The sequence below is a fragment of the Rhodovulum sp. BSW8 genome (assembly GCF_003314725.1).
Classification (GTDB): Bacteria; Pseudomonadota; Alphaproteobacteria; order Rhodobacterales; family Rhodobacteraceae; genus Rhodovulum; species Rhodovulum visakhapatnamense.
The window spans coordinates 70,841-87,815 of the sequence record NZ_QNVX01000044.1; the positions used below are offsets into that span (position 1 = coordinate 70,841).

The 16,975-nt window shown below is 68.7% G+C and carries 13 protein-coding genes; 11 read left to right on the top strand and 2 right to left on the bottom strand.

The genetic code is table 11. The annotated features are described in order from the left end of the window. Positions 1 to 172: 172 nt before the first annotated feature. Together dnaE and DSD19_RS16365 are read right to left on the bottom strand one after the other, a co-directional pair. Positions 173 to 3,673, bottom strand: coding sequence for a DNA polymerase III subunit alpha (dnaE, locus tag DSD19_RS16360; protein WP_113670374.1), 3,501 nt, complete (start codon positions 3,671 to 3,673; stop codon positions 173 to 175). A gap of 38 nt (positions 3,674 to 3,711) precedes the next feature. Next, the gene (locus tag DSD19_RS16365) at positions 3,712 to 4,074 is read right to left on the bottom strand and encodes a VOC family protein (RefSeq protein ID WP_113670375.1); all 363 of its coding nucleotides are present in this window, start codon (positions 4,072 to 4,074) and stop codon (positions 3,712 to 3,714) included. Positions 4,075 to 4,345: 271 nt separating this feature from the next. Here DSD19_RS16365 and xdhA point away from each other — a divergent pair, with 271 nt between their 5' ends. From xdhA to DSD19_RS16420, 11 genes are all read left to right on the top strand, one after another. After that, the gene (gene xdhA / locus DSD19_RS16370; RefSeq protein ID WP_113670376.1) at positions 4,346 to 5,758 is read left to right on the top strand and encodes a xanthine dehydrogenase small subunit; all 1,413 of its coding nucleotides are present in this window, start codon (positions 4,346 to 4,348) and stop codon (positions 5,756 to 5,758) included. Next, positions 5,755 to 8,106 carry a xanthine dehydrogenase molybdopterin binding subunit gene (gene xdhB, locus DSD19_RS16375; protein WP_113670377.1) on the top strand — a complete coding sequence of 784 codons (2,352 nt, stop codon included), beginning with the start codon at positions 5,755 to 5,757 and terminating at the stop codon, positions 8,104 to 8,106. The genes xdhA and xdhB overlap by 4 nt, the downstream gene beginning before the upstream one ends. Next, positions 8,103 to 9,050 (top strand): xanthine dehydrogenase accessory protein XdhC, encoded by a 948-nt coding sequence (xdhC, locus tag DSD19_RS16380; protein WP_113670378.1) that lies wholly within the window; start codon positions 8,103 to 8,105, stop codon positions 9,048 to 9,050. The genes xdhB and xdhC overlap by 4 nt, the downstream gene beginning before the upstream one ends. Continuing rightward, positions 9,047 to 10,567 (top strand): ABC transporter ATP-binding protein, encoded by a 1,521-nt coding sequence (locus DSD19_RS16385; RefSeq protein ID WP_113670379.1) that lies wholly within the window; start codon positions 9,047 to 9,049, stop codon positions 10,565 to 10,567. Before xdhC ends, DSD19_RS16385 begins: the two co-directional genes overlap by 4 nt. 12 nt (positions 10,568 to 10,579) lie before the next feature. After that, a complete protein-coding gene (locus tag DSD19_RS16390; protein ID WP_113670380.1) occupies positions 10,580 to 11,665 on the top strand; it encodes an ABC transporter permease in 1,086 nt (361 codons plus the stop codon). Then, positions 11,665 to 12,597 carry an ABC transporter permease gene (locus DSD19_RS16395; protein WP_113670381.1) on the top strand — a complete coding sequence of 311 codons (933 nt, stop codon included), beginning with the start codon at positions 11,665 to 11,667 and terminating at the stop codon, positions 12,595 to 12,597. The genes DSD19_RS16390 and DSD19_RS16395 overlap by 1 nt, the downstream gene beginning before the upstream one ends. A gap of 61 nt (positions 12,598 to 12,658) precedes the next feature. Then, positions 12,659 to 13,732 carry a BMP family ABC transporter substrate-binding protein gene (locus DSD19_RS16400; RefSeq protein WP_075786635.1) on the top strand — a complete coding sequence of 358 codons (1,074 nt, stop codon included), beginning with the start codon at positions 12,659 to 12,661 and terminating at the stop codon, positions 13,730 to 13,732. Between the two features lie 516 nt (positions 13,733 to 14,248). Continuing rightward, positions 14,249 to 15,328: an FAD-binding oxidoreductase gene (locus DSD19_RS16405; RefSeq protein ID WP_113670382.1), complete on the top strand. Its 1,080-nt coding sequence runs from the start codon at positions 14,249 to 14,251 to the stop codon at positions 15,326 to 15,328. Then, positions 15,328 to 15,987 (top strand): DUF938 domain-containing protein, encoded by a 660-nt coding sequence (locus DSD19_RS16410; RefSeq protein ID WP_113670383.1) that lies wholly within the window; start codon positions 15,328 to 15,330, stop codon positions 15,985 to 15,987. The genes DSD19_RS16405 and DSD19_RS16410 overlap by 1 nt, the downstream gene beginning before the upstream one ends. A 74-nt stretch (positions 15,988 to 16,061) precedes the next feature. After that, positions 16,062 to 16,418, top strand: a complete 357-nt coding sequence (locus tag DSD19_RS16415) for a carboxymuconolactone decarboxylase family protein (protein ID WP_075786638.1) — start codon at positions 16,062 to 16,064, stop codon at positions 16,416 to 16,418. A 103-nt stretch (positions 16,419 to 16,521) separates the two neighbouring features. Continuing rightward, positions 16,522 to 16,965, top strand: a complete 444-nt coding sequence (locus tag DSD19_RS16420) for an EF-hand domain-containing protein (RefSeq protein ID WP_165828159.1) — start codon at positions 16,522 to 16,524, stop codon at positions 16,963 to 16,965. Positions 16,966 to 16,975 lie beyond the last annotated feature (10 nt).

Consider the following 16,975-nt stretch of genomic DNA (forward strand, 5'->3'; position numbering starts at 1 on the left):
GCCAAGAAGAAGGTCGCGAAGCGGGCGTCTTGCGGCGGGACGGGCGCGCCGCAGGCATCCCGGGCAACGCATGCGCCCCCTTTTGCGGACGGCACGGTTCCCGACCATCGGAGCGCACCGAGATCGGGGACGGTATCGCCGCCCCGAAGTCCGGCCGACGGGCAAGGCGGGTTCAGACCTCTTCGACGGTGGCGACGCCGGGCAGGCTGCGCAGCGCGCCCTTGATCTGGGGATTGACCGGATAGCGGTCGTTCAACGCCATCCGGACCTCGCCGGGCAGGTCCGACGCGATCAGGCAGAATTCAATGGGGCCGCGAGCGCGCGGGCCGCTTTCGGCTCGTGCCCGGTCCAGCAAGGCCGCGACCGCCTCGACCGCGGCTTCGGTCTCGACCACCACCTTGAGCCCGGTCGCCCCGGCATCGGCCACCACGGCATCGACCGGCTTCACCGACCGGCCCAGAAGCTTCAGTTGCTCGTTCTCCAGATTGGCCTCGACCTGGATCACCACATTCATGCCGGGTTCGAGACTGTCGCGCGCGACCTCGAGCACGTCCGAGAACAGCGTCACCTCGAAAAGACCCGTCGGGTCCGACATCTGGACGAAGGCAAAACGGTTGCCCTTGGCCGATTTCCGTTCCTGCCGCCCGGCCACGGCGCCCGCCATCTGGACGAGGGCCGGCCCCGCCTTGGTCTTTTCCTCGACCTCGGCCCGGGTCATCACCTTCTTCCGGCGCAACGCGGGCATGTAATCGTCAAGCGGGTGGCCAGAGAGGTAGAAGCCGATGGCCTTCTGCTCTTCGGCCAGCCGTTCGTTCGGCAGCCAGTCGGTCACCGGGGCCAGCCGCGGCTCGGGCAGATCCTCGCCCGCCTCGCCGAAAAGCGACACCTGCGCCGAGGCGCGCTGCTCGTGGATCGCCGCCGAATAGGCTACCAGCGCATCGAGACTTTCGAAGACCCGGCGGCGGTTGCCGTCCAGCGCGTCGAACGCCCCGGCGCGGGCCAGCATTTCCAGAGGGCGCTTGCCCACATGCTTCATGTCGACCCGGCGGGCGAACTCGAAGAGCGAGCCGAAAGGTCGGCCGTCGCGGGCCTCGACGATCAACTTCATCGCCTCGATGCCCACGTTCTTGAGCGCCCCCAGCGCGTAGACCAGCCGTCCCTCCTGCACGTCGAAGGTGGGAAGCGAGCGGTTCACACAGGGTGCGACGATCTCGAGGGCAAGACCGCGGCGGACCTCTTCGGCATAGACCGCAAGCTTGTCGGTCAGATGGATATCGCAGTTCATGACGCCCGCCATGAACTCGACCGGGTGATTGGCCTTCAGCCAGGCGGTCTGGTAGCTGACGACCGCATAGGCTGCGGCGTGGGACTTGTTGAACCCGTAATTCGCGAATTTTTCCAGAAGGTCGAAGACCTCGGTCGCCTTCTTGGCATCGACGCCGTTCTTCTTGGCGCCCTCGACGAATTTCGGGCGCTCGGCGTCCATCGCCTCCTTGATCTTCTTGCCCATGGCGCGGCGCAGAAGGTCGGCGCCGCCGAGGCTGTAGCCCGCCATCACCTGGGCGATCTGCATCACCTGTTCCTGATAGACGATGATGCCCTGGGTCTCGGCCAGGATGTGGTCGATCGTGGGATGGATCGATTCCAGCGGCTTCAGCCCGTGCTTCACCTCGCAATAGGTCGGGATGTTCTCCATCGGGCCGGGCCGGTACAGCGCCACCAGCGCCACGATGTCCTCGATGCAGGTGGGCTTCATGCGCCGCAGCGCGTCCATCATGCCCGAGCTTTCCACCTGGAACACCGCGACCGTATGGGCGGTGGCGTAAAGCTCGTAGGTCTTCGGGTCATCCAGCGGGATATGCCCGATGTCGTTCTCGGCTCCGGCCGCCGGCTGGTAAAGCTCGGCCCCGTCGGCTGACCGGTGCAGCGGCCGGCCGCTGCCGAGGATCAGGTCGATGGCGTTCCGGATCACCGTCAGCGTCTTCAGCCCGAGAAAGTCGAACTTCACCAGACCGGCCTGTTCCACCCATTTCATGTTGAACTGGGTCGCGGGCATGTCGGACCGCGGGTCCTGGTAAAGCGGCACCAGATCGTCGAGCGGCCGGTCGCCGATCACCACCCCCGCCGCGTGGGTCGAGGCGTTCCGCAGAAGCCCCTCGACCTGCTGGCCATAGGTCAGCAGCCGGTCCACCACCTCTTCGGCCTTCGCCGCCTCGCGCAGCCGCGGCTCGTCGGTCAGGGCCTGCGCGATCGAGACCGGCTTCACGCCCTCGACCGGGATCAGCTTCGACAGCTTGTCGACCTGACCATAGGGCATCTGCAGCACCCGGCCCACGTCGCGCACCGCGGCCTTGGACAGGAGCGCGCCGAAGGTGATGATCTGGGCCACCTTCTCGCGGCCGTATTTTTCCTGCACGTAATGGATCACCTCCTCGCGGCGATCCATGCAGAAGTCGATGTCGAAGTCGGGCATCGAGACCCGTTCGGGGTTCAGGAAGCGTTCGAACAGCAGCGAATAGCGCAAGGGGTCGAGGTCGGTGATGGTCAGGGCATAAGCCACCAGCGAGCCCGCGCCCGACCCCCGCCCGGGACCCACCGGAATGCCGTGATCCTTGCCCCATTTGATGAAGTCGGCCACGATCAGGAAATAGCCCGGGAAACCCATCCCCTCGATGATCCCGAGCTCGAATTTCAGCCGCTTCTCGTACTCCTCGACCGGCGCGGCATGGGGAATGACCGCCAGCCGGGCCTCGAGCCCTTCCCAGGCCTGACGGCGCAGCTCCTCGACCTCGTCATCGGCAAAGCGCGGCAGGATGGGCTTGCGCTTTTCCGATTTCACCGCACAGCGGCGGGCGATCTCGACGGTGTTTTCCAGCGCCTCGGGCAGGTCGGCGAACAGCGCCGCCATCTCTTCGGGCGTCTTGAAATAATGCTGGGGCGTCAGGCGGCGGCGCGGCTCGGCCTGATCGACATAGGCGCCGTCGGCGATGCACAAAAGCGCGTCATGGGCCTCGTACATCTCGGATTTGGGGAAATAGACGTCATTGGTCGCGACCAGCGGCAAATCCATGGCATAGGCCATCTCGACATGGCCGCGCTCGGTCTCGCGCTCGGCCTCGGTCGGCTGGCCGCCCTCGCCCGGATGGCGTTGCAATTCGACATAAAGCCGTGTCGGAAAAGCCGCGGCCAGCCGGGTCACAAGCGCCTCGGCCTTCGCGCGCTGGCCCTCGCGAATGAGCCGCCCCACGGGGCCATCCGGCCCGCCTGTCAGGCAGATCAGCCCCTCGGCATGATCGATCAGCTGATCGGGGGTAACCTGAGGCAGCTCGCCCGATTTGCCCAGATAGAGGCAGGAATTCAGCTTCATCAGATTGCCATACCCGGACTCGTCCTGCGCCAGCAGGACCACAGGCGCAGGCGCGCGCGGACGCTCGCCGGGGGCCGCCGGATCGTAGGCCAGATCGACCTGACAGCCCAGGATCGGCTGGATCCCCGCCCCCGTGGCATAGCCGGAAAATTCCAGCGCGCAGAACATGTTATTGGTGTCGGTCACGGCAACCGCGGGCATTCCCGCGGCCTTGCAGAGATCGGGCAGTTTCTTGACCCGCACCGCCCCCTCGAGCAGCGAGTATTCGGTATGCAGGCGAAGATGGATGAATCGGGGCGCGGCCATGGCCCCACCCTATCCAGAGCCGCCGCCGGGCGAAAGGCTCAGACCGGCTCCAGAAACTCGATTCGGTTGCCGAACGGGTCGTCGACATAGAACCGCCGCATCCCCGGCATCGCTCCGTCCCAGCGCGGCGCGAGGCCCGCGCGCTCCAGCCGGTCGGCAAGCGCCCCCAGCCCGCGCACCTCCAGCGCCGGATGCGCCTTGCGCGCGGCCGCAAAGGGCGTCTCGACTCCCAGATGCAACCGCAATTCGCCGCGCCGGAACCAGACCCCGCCGCGCGCCTCCAGCGCCTCTGGCTTCTGCTCTTCCTCCAGCCCCAGAAGCCCGCCGTAAAAGGCCCGCGCCTCCTCCTCGCGCCCCTCGGGCATCGCCAGCTGAACGTGATGCAGCGCGTGCGGATACATGTCGCCCCCGGTCCTTCTGCCAATTTCAGCATAGGGGCGCAGCCCCGCCCCTGCCAAGCCGCATTCCCCCAAAAGCAACGCCGCGTTCGCCCATTTTTTGGGCACCAGCCGCCGCCCCGCCGCATCTTCGCCCGGTTTTCCCTTGCCAAGCCCGGCACCGCCCGATCTGCTGAGCGACAGGACCCGACAGGGGCCGCTCCTTCTACGCCGCATCGAGGGAGCCCGGCCCGGGAACGACGGCGACAACCCGGTAAGGCGGCGGAATCACGGCATGGACATCGCCTTTCTTCTGAACGGAGAAAGAGTGGCTTTGACGGGTGTTGCGCCCACCGCGACGCTGCTCGACTGGCTGCGCGAGACACGCGGCCTCACCGGCACCAAGGAGGCCTGCCGCGAAGGCGATTGCGGCGCCTGCACGGTCATGGTGACCGATGCCGACGGCTCCCGCGCGCTCAATGCCTGCATCCTCTTCCTGCCGCAGATCCACGGCAAGGCGATCCGCACCGTCGAGGGGCTGGCGGCACCCGATGGCCGGCTGCATCCGGTTCAGCAGGCGCTGATCGACCATCACGCCAGCCAGTGCGGCTTCTGCACGCCCGGCTTCGCGGTCTCGATGGCGACGGCCCACAAGACGGGGGAAACCGATCTCGACAGCGCGCTCGCGGGCAATCTCTGCCGCTGCACCGGATATGCCCCGATCCTGCGCGCCGCCGAGACCGCCCGCCACGCCCCGGTCCCCGACTGGATCGAGGACGATGCCAGCTTCTTCTTGGCCGAAATACCCTCGGGGGGGGCCGATCCGCAGGATCGGCGGGGGGCGGACAGCCCCCCCGCCCTCCGCCCTGCCACCGCCGACGCGCTGGCCAACTGGTACGACGCCCATCCCGATGCCACGCTGATCGCAGGCGCCACCGATGTCGGGCTCTGGGTCACCAAGGGCCTCCGCGACCTCGGCCCGGTCGCCTTCCTGTCGGGCTGCGAGGACCTGAAACGGATCGAGACGACCGAAACCGAGATCCGCATCGGCGCGGGCGTCACGATCGCGCGGCTTCTCGATCTGATGCGCGCCCACCACCCGCATTTCGCGCGGATGCTGACCCGCTTCGGCTCGGCCCAGGTCCGCGCCGCCGCGACGCTGGGCGGCAACATCGCCAACGGCTCGCCCATCGGCGACAGCCCGCCCGCGCTGATCGCGCTGGGTGCCACCCTGCACCTGCGCAAGGGCGACACCCGCCGCGCCCTGCCGCTCGAGGACTTCTTTCTCGAGTATCGCAAGCAGGACCGCGCGCCCGGCGAATTCGTCGAGGCGGTGACGGTCCCGCGCCAGCCCGACACCTTGCGCTGCTACAAGCTCTCGAAACGCCGCGATCAGGACATCTCGGCCGTGCTCGGCTGTTTCAACCTGACCCTGCGCGACGGCCGCATCGAAAGCGCCCGCATCGCCTTCGGCGGCATGGCCGGCATCCCGAAACGCGCCGGCGAAGTCGAGGCCGCGCTGATCGGACGGCCCTTCACCGAAACCACGCTCGAGGCCGCCCTGCCCGCCTTCGCGACCGATTTCCAGCCGATGTCCGACATGCGTGCCTCGGCCGGATACCGGCTGCAGGCCGCCCGGAACATGCTGATGCGGCTCTGGCACGAAAGCCGGAACGAGCCCGCCGATATCGCCGAGGTCGCCCCGTGAGCGTGACGCATCCCCTGCCCCATGACGCGGCGCGCCTGCATGTGACCGGCGAGGCGCGCTATCTCGACGATATCCCGGCCCCGGCAGGCACGCTGCACCTCGCCTTCGGTCTGTCCGAGATCGCCCATGGCAGGGTTCTGGCGATGGACCTCGCGCCGGTGCGCGCCGCCCCCGGGGTGGTGGCGGTGCTCGGGCCGGACGATCTCGACCCGATGCCCGACTGTTCGCCCTCGGCCCATGACGAGCCGCTGCTGGCACCCGGAGAGATCAGCTATTGCGGCCAGCCGCTGTTTCTGGTGATCGCCGACAGCCATCTTGCCGCCCGCAAGGCCGCGCGGCGCGCGGACGTGACCAGCGAGGACCGGCCCGCGATCCTGACGATCGACCAGGCGCTGGCCGCAAACAGCCGCTTCGAGGACGGGCCGCGGATCTGGGAACGGGGCGACGCGGCCGCGGCCATCGCGGGAGCTGCCCACCGGGTCGAGGGCGTGATCGAGATCGGCGGGCAGGAGCATTTCTACCTGGAAGGCCAGGCCGCGCTCGCCCTGCCGCAGGAGGGGGGCGACATGGTCATCCATGCCTCGACCCAGCACCCGTCCGAGATCCAGCACAAGGTCGCGGACGCGCTGGGCCTGCCGATGCATGCGGTCCGGGTCGAGGTGCGGCGCATGGGCGGGGCCTTTGGCGGCAAGGAAAGCCAGGGCAATGCGCTGGCCATCGCCTGCGCGCTGGCGGCGCGCGCGACCGGGCGGCCCTGCCGGATGCGCTATGACCGCGACGACGACATGGTCATCACCGGCAAGCGCCACGATTTCCGCATCCGCTATCGGGCGGGCACCGATGGCGAGGGCCGCCTCGAAGGCGTCGAGTTCGTCCAGTATACCCGCTGCGGCTGGGCGCAGGACCTGAGCCTGCCGGTGGCCGACCGGGCCATGCTGCATGCCGACAATGCCTATTTCCTGCCCGCCGTTCGGATCGAAAGCCACCGGCTGAAGACCCACACCCAGTCCGCAACCGCCTTTCGCGGCTTCGGCGGGCCGCAGGGAATGGTCGGCATCGAGCGGGTGATGGACCACATCGCCCATGCGCTGGCCCGCGATCCGCTGGAGGTGCGGCGGATCAACTACTATGACAGCGCCCCGGCCGGGGCTGGGGGGCTGTCTGCCCCCCGCCGATCCTCCGGATCGGCCCCCCCCGAGGGTATTTCCGCCAAAAAGAAGACGACCACGCCCTATGGGATGGAGGTCGAGGATTTCATCCTGCACGAGATGACGGCCGCACTGGCGGAGCGCGCCGATTACGCCGCGCGGCGGGCGGCGGTGGCCGAGTGGAACGCGCGGCATGCCGTGCTGAAGAAGGGGATCGCGCTGACGCCCGTGAAGTTCGGGATTTCCTTCACACTGAGCCATCTGAACCAGGCGGGCGCGCTGGTGCATGTCTATCAGGACGGGTCGGTCCATCTGAACCATGGCGGCACCGAGATGGGTCAGGGGCTGTTCCAGAAGGTGGCGCAGGTCGCGGCCAGCGCTTTCGGCCTGCCGGTCGGGGCGGTGAAGATCACCGCCACCGATACCGGCAAGGTTCCCAATACCTCGGCCACCGCGGCCTCGTCGGGGTCCGACATGAACGGGATGGCGGTCAAGGCCGCCTGCGACGAGATCCGTGGCCGGATCGCCGCCCATCTGGCCGAGCTGCATCAGACCGAGCCCGCCGAGGTGCATTTCGCCGACGGCCGGGTCTTTGCCGGCGGCAACGAGATGAGCTTCGCCACGGCCGCGAAAAGCGCCTATGAGGGCCGGGTGAGCCTCAGCGCCACCGGGTTTTACCGCACACCGGGGCTGAGCTGGGACCGGATCGCGGGCACCGGCCGGCCGTTCTTCTATTTCGCCTATGGGGCGGCGGCGAGCGAGGTGGTGATCGACACGCTGACCGGCGAGAACCGGATCCTCAGGACCGACATCCTCCACGATGCGGGCGCAAGCCTGAACCCCGCGCTCGATATCGGCCAGATCGAGGGCGGCTTTGTGCAGGGCGCGGGCTGGCTGACGATGGAGGAACTGGTCTGGGACGCGAAGGGGCGGCTGTCGACCCATGCGCCCTCGACCTACAAGATCCCGGCGGTCGGCGACCGGCCCGGCATCTTCAACGTGGCGCTCTGGGACGCGCCGAACCCGGCCGAGACGATCTACCGCTCGAAGGCGGTGGGCGAGCCGCCCTTCATGCTGGGCATTTCGGTGCTGATGGCGCTGTCCGACGCGGTCGCGGCCTGCGGCCCGGGCTATCCGGCGCTTGACGCCCCGGCGACGCCTGAACGCATCCTCGCCGCCATCGACAGGGTCCGGGCATGAGCCTCGATCGGGACGCGCTGGCGCGGGCGGTGGCGGCCGAGGGCCGCGTCGTCCGGGTCGCGGTGGCCGAGACCCGAGGGTCGGCCCCGCGCGAGGCGGGAACGGCGATGCTGGTCTGGGCAGAGGGGCAAAGCGGCACCATCGGCGGCGGCGCGCTGGAATTCGAGGCCGCGGCCGGGGCCCGCCGCCTGCTGCGGGACCGGGGCAGAGCGCGGGTCGCGCGGGTAGCCTTGGGTCCCGGGCTCGGGCAATGCTGCGGGGGGGCGGTGACGCTGGTCAGCGAGGTCTTCGATGCAGAGGCGGTCGCGGCCCTGACCCGCGAAGTCCATGCCCGCCGGGTCGAGGGCGACGGCCCGATGCCGCTGGCGGTGCGCCGGGCTCTGACGGGCGTCCGGGGCGGGCTTGGCGCGCCGCCGGTCCTGCTGAAGGAGGGCTGGTTTCTGGAACCCGTGGCACCGCCCGCCCGGGCGCTCTGGATCTGGGGGGCGGGCCATGTCGGCCGCGCGCTGGTGGGGGTGCTGGCGCCGCTGCCGGGGCTGGCCATCACCTGGGTCGATACCGCGGCCGCACGGTTTCCCGATGTGCTTCCCGACGGGGTGGTGCCCCGGGCAGCACCCGATCCGGCCGCGCTGGTGCCCGAGGCGCCGACCGAGGCCCACCACCTGATCCTGACCTATTCGCACGCGCTCGACCTTGCGCTGTGCCATGCGCTGCTGGTCCGGGGCTTTGCCTCGGCAGGGCTGATCGGATCGGACAGCAAATGGGCGCGGTTCCGGGCTCGGCTTGGGCAGCTTGGGCACAGCCCTGCCGAAATCGCACGCATCTGCTGCCCGATTGGGCAGAAGTCCCTGGGGAAACACCCTCAAGCCATTGCGATTGGCGTCGCCGCCGCGCTACTAAGCGAGGGCGTAGACCGGATCGCAGCGAGGGACATCGCGGGGTGACAGCGCTTCTGAAAGTCGAGGGCCTGACCAAGGCCTATCCCGGCGTGGTCGCCAATGACCATGTGAGCTTCGAGATTGCCGAGGGCGAGGTGCATGCGCTTCTGGGCGAGAACGGCGCCGGGAAATCCACCCTCGTCAAGATGATCTACGGGCTGGTGCAGCCCGACAGCGGGCGGATGACCCTGCGCGGCGCGCCCTATGCGCCGCCCGAACCCAGCGCCGCGCGGCGCGCCGGGGTGGCGATGGTGTTTCAGCATTTCTCGCTGTTCGACGCGCTGAGCGTGGCCGAGAACATCGCGCTGGGCATGGAGACGCCACCGCCGATGCGCCGCCTTGCGGGCCAGATCCGCGAGGTCAGCGAAACCTACGGGCTGCCGCTGAACCCCGACCGCCTGGTCGGCGATCTTTCGGCGGGCGAACGCCAGCGGGTCGAGATCATCCGCTGTCTGCTGCAGGACCCGCGCGTCCTGATCATGGACGAACCGACCAGCGTGCTGACGCCGCAGGAGGTCGATATCCTGTTCGCGACGCTCAGGAAACTGGCGGCCGAGGGCACCGCGATCCTTTATATCTCGCACAAGCTCGAAGAGATCCGGGCGCTGTGCGACCGGGCGACGATCCTGCGGCTGGGCCGGGTCGTCGAAAGCTGCACCCCGCACGAGAAGACGGCGGCCGAACTGGCCGAGATGATGGTGGGCGCGAAACTCGCCACCCCGTCGCGGGCGGGCAGCGCGCCGGGCGCCCCGGTGCTGGAGGTCTCGGGGCTCAGCCTGCCTTCGCCCAACCCGTTCGGCACCAGCCTGCGCGACATCACCTTCACCGTCCGCGCGGGCGAGATCCTCGGCATCGGCGGGGTCGCGGGCAACGGGCAGGACGAATTGCTGGATGCGATTTCGGGCGAGGCGCCGGTCGCGCCCGACACGGTACGGCTGCACGGTCAGGCCATCGGCGCGCTGGGGCCGAGCCTGAGGCGCCGGATCGCCGTGCTGGCCGCGCCGGAAGAACGGCTTGGCCATGCCGCGGCGCCCGACATGAGCCTGACCGAAAACGCGATGCTGACCGCCGCGATCCGCCAGGGTCTGGCCACGCGCGGCTTTCTGAAATGGCCCGCCGCCCGCGCCTTCGCCGAAAAGGTGATCGACGCCTTCGACGTGCGCACCCCCGGCCCCGGCAATGCCGCGCGCTCGCTGTCGGGCGGCAACCTGCAGAAATTCGTCATCGGGCGCGAGGTGCTGCAACGCCCCGAGGTGCTGGTGGTGAACCAGCCGACCTGGGGCGTCGACGCCTCGGCGGCCGCCTCGATCCGGCAGTCGCTGCTGGATCTGGCCGAGGCCGGGACGGCCGTCGTCGTCATCAGCCAGGACCTGGACGAGCTGATGGAGATATCCGACCGCTTCGCCGCGCTGAACGAGGGCCGGTTGTCGGCCCCGCGCCCGGCCAAGGGGCTGAGCCTCGAGGAAATCGGCCTGATGATGGGCGGCGCCCACGGGATGGAGGTGGCACATGTGGCCGAGTGAGGAGACGGCCCTGTGATCCGTCTGGAAAAACGCCCCTCGCCGTCGCGCGCCTGGACCGCGGCGACGCCGGTTCTGGCGGTCGCACTGACCATGGTGGCGGGCGGCGTGCTATTCGCGATGCTGGGCAAGGACCCGGTCGCGGCGATCCGCATCATCTTCTGGGACCCGCTGTTCAACGAGCAGTTCGCCAGCTACTCGCGCCCGCAGCTTCTGGTGAAGGCCGGGCCGCTGATCCTGATCGCCATCGGGCTGAGCCTCGGGTTTCGCGCGGGCATCTGGAATATCGGCGCCGAGGGGCAGTACATCATCGGCGCGCTTGCGGGCGCGGGCGTGGCGCTGGCCTTCTATCCGCTGGAGGCCTGGTTCGTCTTTCCGCTGATGGTGATCGCGGGCGGGCTTGGCGGCTGGGCCTGGGCAATGATCCCGGCGATCCTCAAGACCCGGTTCCGAACCAACGAGATCCTGGTGTCGCTTTTGCTGGTCTATGTGGCCGAGCAGATCCTGGCAGCGATGGCGCTGGGGACCATGCGCAACCCCGAGGGCGGCGGCTTTCCGGGCAGCCGCAACCTGCAGCAATACCCCGCCGCCGCCAATACCGAGCTGATCGCCAACAGCGGCATGCATTGGGGCGTGGTGGCGGCCTTCGTCTCGGTGATCGCGGCCTATGTCCTGCTGAACCGGCACATGCTGGGCTTTCAGATCCGGCTGACCGGGCAATCGCCCCGGGCCGCGCGCTTTGCCGGCGTCAATCCCAATGGGCTGATCGTCTTCTGCCTGGGCGCATCCGGCGCGCTGGCGGGACTGGCCGGGCTCTTCGAGGTCTCGGGCCCCGCGGGCCAGGTCTCGATCGACTTCAATCAGGGCTACGGCTTTACCGCGATCATCGTGGCGTTCCTCGGGCGGCTGAACCCCGTGGGCATCCTGCTGGCGGGGCTGCTGATGGCGCTGACCTATATCGGGGGCGAACTCGCGCAATTCATGCTGAACCTGCCCGCCGCCGCGATCCAGGCGTTTCAGGGGATGCTGTTGTTCTTCCTTCTGGGGCTCGACGTGCTGACCAATTACCGGCTCCGCTGGGGCAAGAGGGAGATCGCCTGATGGACCTGTCCGCCATCGACCCCGTCATCCTGATCGCCTCGCTGATGGTGGCCTCGACCCCGATCCTGCTGGCCGCGACCGGCGAGCTGATCGTCGAGAAATCGGGTGTGCTGAACCTGGGCGTCGAAGGGATGATGATCACCGGCGCGATCTGCGGCTTTGCCGCCTCGGTACAGACCGGCAGCCCCGCGCTGGGGTTTCTGGCCGCAATGGTCGGCGGCGCGGCGCTGTCGATGATCTTCGGGCTGCTGACCCAGGTGCTGATGTCGAACCAGGTTGCGACGGGGCTGGCGCTGACGCTGTTCGGGCTGGGGCTGTCGGCGCTGATCGGTCAGGGCTATGCCGGGATGAAACCGCCGCCGACCCGGCCGCTCGACCTTGGGGTCCTGTCGGATCTGCCGGTGATCGGAAAGATCGTCTTTTCCCATGATGCGATGGTCTATGTCAGCCTCGCCCTCGTGGCGCTGGTCTGGGCCTTCCTGCGCTATACCCGCGCGGGCCTGATCCTGCGCGCGGTCGGCGAAAGCCACGAAGCCGCCCATGCGCTGGGCTACAAGGTGGTGCGCATCCGCCTGATGGCGATCGGCTTCGGCGGTGCGATGGCGGGCCTGGGGGGCGCCTATCTGAGCCTCATCCGCGTGCCGCAATGGACCGAGGGCATGACCGCGGGCGCGGGCTGGATCGCGCTGGCGCTGGTCGTCTTCGCCTCCTGGCGGCCCTGGCGGCTGCTTCTTGGGGCCTACCTGTTCGGCGGCATCACCGTGCTGCAGCTGAACCTGCAGGCCGCCGGTGTCGCGGTTCCGGCAGAGTTCTTGTCGGCCACGCCCTATCTGGTAACCATTCTGGTACTCGTGCTGATGTCGGCCGACCGCAGCCGGGCCGCCCTGCATGCGCCGGCCGATCTGGGCAAGACTTTCCACGCCTCGAGCTAGAGGCGCGCGCAACCGACGGGGCCGCCACGCGCCCCGGACACGTATCGGAGACAGAGACCCCATGAAACGCAGAACATTCCTTGCCACCAGTGCGCTGGCCCTCGGCCTTGCCGGAACCGCTTTCGCCCAGGACAAGGTCAAGGTCGGCTTCATCTATGTCGGCCCCGTCAACGATGGCGGCTGGAGCCAGCACCACCACGAATCCGCGATGGTGATGAAAGAGCATTTCGGCGATGCCATCGACCTGGTGGAACAGGAAAGCGTGCCCGAGGGCGCCGATACCGAACGCGCACTGACCCAGATGGCGCTGTCGGGCTGCGACATCGTCTTCGCGACCTCCTTCGGCTTCATGGACCCGACGATCAACGTGGCCAAGAAGTTCCCGAAGGTGAAGTTCGAACACGCCACCGGCTACAAGCGCGCCGAGAACGTCTCGACCTATTCGGCCCGGTTCTATGAAGGCCGCGCGGTGCAGGGCCTGCTGGCCGGCCGGATGACCCAGTCGAACGTGATCGGCTATATCGGGTCCTTCCCGATCCCCGAGGTGATCCGCGGCATCGACTCGGCCTTCATCCACGCCCGCAAGGTCAACCCCGACGTGCAGTTCAAGGTGGTCTGGGCCAATACCTGGTTCGACCCGGCCAAGGAGGCCGACGCGGCCACCGCGCTGATCAACCAAGGCGCCGACGTGATCCTGCAGCATACCGACTCGACAGCGCCCCATGCCGCCGCCGAGAAGGCGGGCAATGTCTATACCTTCGGTCAGGCCGCCGACATGGCCGAATACGCGCCGAAGCCCCGGATTTCCTCGATCATCGACAACTGGGCGCCCTATTACATCGAGCGCGTGCAGGCGGTCATCGACGGCACCTGGGAAAGCACCGACACCTGGGGCGGCATCGCCTCGGGCATGGTCAAGATCGGCGAGATTTCGGACGCGGTCCCGGCCGAAATCCGCGACGAGGCGCTGGCACTGGAAGAGTCGATCTCCAGCGGGGCTTATCACCCCTTCACCGGGCCGCTCAACAAGCAGGACGGCAGCGTCTGGCTGGCCGAGGGCGAAGTGGCCGACGACGGCACGCTTGCCGGTCTCAACTTCTACGTCGAAGGGCTGAGCGGCGAAGTCCCGAAATAACCCGGTCGTTCCCCGACAGGTCGACGGAAGGGCCCGTGCGCGGGCCCTTCGCATGTCGAGGCCCCTCCAGCGCCAGCCCCCTCGCCGTGCCCCGGGACCAATCCGACGCCTGTGACAACGGGCCTCGCATAATGTTTCAAAACCGCGTCCGAATCTGCTAGTTTCCCTAACGTAATTCATTTGTGGGGCCAGCCGTCCGGGGCGTCGAACCGGCGCGTTGGTCGGGATCTTCCCGCGCTTGCCCTCACCCCAAAAAAGGCATGTCCTGCGGGCGCCCGCCCGCAGACATGTGTGCTTTGTCCACGGACCGGGACCGCGGGCAACCGACCGAACTCTGAGGCGGCACTGCCTCCTGCGGCGCCGGTCCTCTGGCGGCCCGGAAGGGTGGTACCTGCCGGGCAGTCCGAGAGACATGCGCCCGCGCGCGGTTGCTGCATGACCGCGTGCACCCGCCGCCTCCGGAGCGGCGCGCGGCAGGGGTTTCCCTCTGCCGCGCGCTTGTGCTTATCTCGCGCCATGGATACGGATTTCATCGTCATCGGCGGCGGCATCGCCGGGGTATCGGTCGGGGCGCGGCTCGCACCTCTGGGCCGTGTCACGTTGCTCGAAACCGAAAAGGCGCTGGGCTATCATGCCTCGGGCCGCTCGGCCGCGCTGTTCGACGAATGCCTGGGCGCCCCCCCGATCGTCGCGCTGAACCGGGCCGGGCACAGCTATCACCAGACCGCCGATGGCGGCGTGCTGTCGCCCCGGGGGCTGATGGTCGTGGGCCGTGCCGAAGACGGCGCCGCCTTCGAGGCCGACCGCCGCCACATGGACCTGCGCGCGCTGACGCCCGACGAAGCACAAGAGATCGTGCCGATCCTCGATCCCGCCCGCGTCGCCTTCGCCGGGATCACCGACCGTGCCTGGGACATCGACACCGACCGGCTGCTGCAAGGCTTCGCCCGCCAGATCCGCAGCCAGGGCGGCCGGATCGAGACCGGGCGCCAGGTCACCGCCATCGCGCGGGTCGAAACCGGCTGGCAGGTCACCGCAGGCGGCGAGACCGTCGAGGGCCGCGTCCTGATCAATGCCGCCGGCGCCTGGGTCGACGACGTCGCCCGGATGGCCGGGCTGGCCCCCTTGGGCTTTACCCCGATGCGCCGGTCGATGGCCCAGTTGCCCGCCCCTGCCGGGCAGGACCCGCGCCGCTGGCCGATGATCCTTGGCGCGGGCGAACGCTGGTACTGCAAGCCCGAGGCGGGCAAGCTTCTGGTGTCGCCCGCCGACGAAGACCCGATGGCGCCCCATGATGCCTTCGCCGACGACATGGTGCTGGCCGAGGGGCTGGCGCGCTACGAAGACATGGTGACCGCGCCGGTGACCCGGGTCGAAACCAGCTGGGCGGGCCTGCGCACCTTCGCGCCCGACCGCCTGCTGGTGATCGGCTTCGATCCGCGCGATCCGGCCTTCTTCTGGCATGCGGGTCAGGGCGGGGTCGGGATGCAGACCTCGCCCGCCGCCAGCGAACTGGCCGCCGACATCCTGGGCGGCCGCGCCTCGGAGCTCCGGCGCATGCTCGAGGCGACCTTCAGCCCGGCCCGGTTCTGCTGATGCCCCGGCGGCTGGACCTGCCCGACAGCGCCTCGGTCGCGACGTCGGGCATGGGCGGGCGGCTCAGCGCGCCCTCGGCCTTGCGGAACGCGGATGCGATCTGCGCGGTTCTGGAAACCCTGGCCCCGCCTCGCGGGCGCGTGCTGGAACTGGCCTCGGGCACCGGCGAACATGCGGTCCGCTTTGCCGCGCGCCTGCCCGGTCTCATCTGGCAGCCGACCGAGATCGACCCGGCGCGCCGCGCCTCGATCGACGCCTGGGCGGCCGAGGCGGCGCTGCCGAACCTGCGCCCGGCGATCGCGCTCGATGCCTGCCAGCCGGGCTGGGGCGCGACCCATGCCGGGCAGGACCTGATCTTCGTCAGCAACATCCTGCATCTTGTCAGCGCGGCCGAGGCTGAAACCCTGATCGCCGAGGCCGCCCGGGCGCTGGCGCCGAAGGGCGTGCTGGCGATCTACGGGCCCTTCCTGCGTGAGACCGGCTTCGCCAGCCCCGGGGATGCCGCCTTCCATGCCAGCCTGACCGCCCAGGACGCCCGGATCGGCTACAAGCCGGTGGCCACGGTGACCGGCTGGGGCGTTGCCGCCGGATTGTTGCCTGAGGCACAGATTTCCATGCCGGCCAATAATCTGACGATAATTTTTCGCCTCCCCCTGTGAACGCGCAACGAAACCTATAATTAGGGCAAGGTAAAACGCATCTCCGACTCAGCTTCGGACCAAAGGAGACCGATATGGACTGGACCGCCAAACGCGATGGAACCAAGGACCAGCTGCGCCGCCTGAACAAGGCCATTCCCGAGCAAACCAAGGCCTTCGGCGCGCTCGGCAAGGCCGTCAAGGAAGGCGGCGAGCTTGACTTCAAGACCAAGGAATTCATCGCGCTCGGTATCGCGGTCACCCAGCGCTGCCAGGCCTGCATCGTGCTGCACATGGAGGCCCTGGTGCGGGTCGGCGCGTCCCGCGAAGAGGTCGGCGACGTGCTGGCGATGGCGATCCAGATGGGCGGCGGCCCGGCCATGATGTACGCCGCCGAAGCGATGGAATGCTACGACCAGCTGACCGAAGAAAAGGCAGCGGCCGCCGAATAGGCCCAGGGGGCCGGGGCGCCTTAAGGCGCCCCGGCCCTGCTGCAGTTGCCGCAGGCCGCGGATGCGACTACCTCTTGGACACCGCGATCCAAGGAGTCCTCCGATGCGCCGCCCCATCCGTTCCGCCCTTGCCCTTTCGGGCTTCGCCCTTGCCCTTGCCGCCGGGTCCGCAGCCGCGGACACCCAGCGCGCGCCCATACTCTACGAGAAATGGGACGCCGACCGCAGCGGCACCATCAACCGCCATGAACTGCAAAGCCAGGCCCGCCACATCTTCGCGGCCTTCGATACCAATGGCGACGGCCATCTCGACGCGACCGAAGCCGCGGCCTTCGACCGCGCCCGCGGCCCCTTGGCCTATTTCCGCGGCGAAGAGGCCTACGAACGCAAGGTCGTCGTCAAGGGCCAGAAGCTGATGCGCAACGACCTCGACGGCAACGGGCGCATCGAGCTTTCGGAATTCCGGATGGCAGCCAATGAATGGCTCGCGATGCACGATCGCGACGGCGACGGGCGGCTCACGCTCTGGGACGTGTCCGCCCGCTGACCGGTGGGGA

What these genes read in the sequence shown, in the direction of transcription:
- dnaE (WP_113670374.1), bottom strand. Translation starts at nt 3,673, where the DNA reads ATGGCCGCGCCCCGATTCATCCATCTTCGCCTGCATACCGAATACTCG.
- DSD19_RS16365 (WP_113670375.1), bottom strand. Translation starts at nt 4,074, where the DNA reads ATGTATCCGCACGCGCTGCATCACGTTCAGCTGGCGATGCCCGAGGGG.
- xdhA (WP_113670376.1), top strand. Translation starts at nt 4,346, where the DNA reads ATGGACATCGCCTTTCTTCTGAACGGAGAAAGAGTGGCTTTGACGGGT.
- xdhC (WP_113670378.1), top strand. Translation starts at nt 8,103, where the DNA reads ATGAGCCTCGATCGGGACGCGCTGGCGCGGGCGGTGGCGGCCGAGGGC.
- DSD19_RS16395 (WP_113670381.1), top strand. Translation starts at nt 11,665, where the DNA reads ATGGACCTGTCCGCCATCGACCCCGTCATCCTGATCGCCTCGCTGATG.
- DSD19_RS16400 (WP_075786635.1), top strand. Translation starts at nt 12,659, where the DNA reads ATGAAACGCAGAACATTCCTTGCCACCAGTGCGCTGGCCCTCGGCCTT.
- DSD19_RS16405 (WP_113670382.1), top strand. Translation starts at nt 14,249, where the DNA reads ATGGATACGGATTTCATCGTCATCGGCGGCGGCATCGCCGGGGTATCG.
- DSD19_RS16410 (WP_113670383.1), top strand. Translation starts at nt 15,328, where the DNA reads ATGCCCCGGCGGCTGGACCTGCCCGACAGCGCCTCGGTCGCGACGTCG.
- DSD19_RS16415 (WP_075786638.1), top strand. Translation starts at nt 16,062, where the DNA reads ATGGACTGGACCGCCAAACGCGATGGAACCAAGGACCAGCTGCGCCGC.
- DSD19_RS16420 (WP_165828159.1), top strand. Translation starts at nt 16,522, where the DNA reads ATGCGCCGCCCCATCCGTTCCGCCCTTGCCCTTTCGGGCTTCGCCCTT.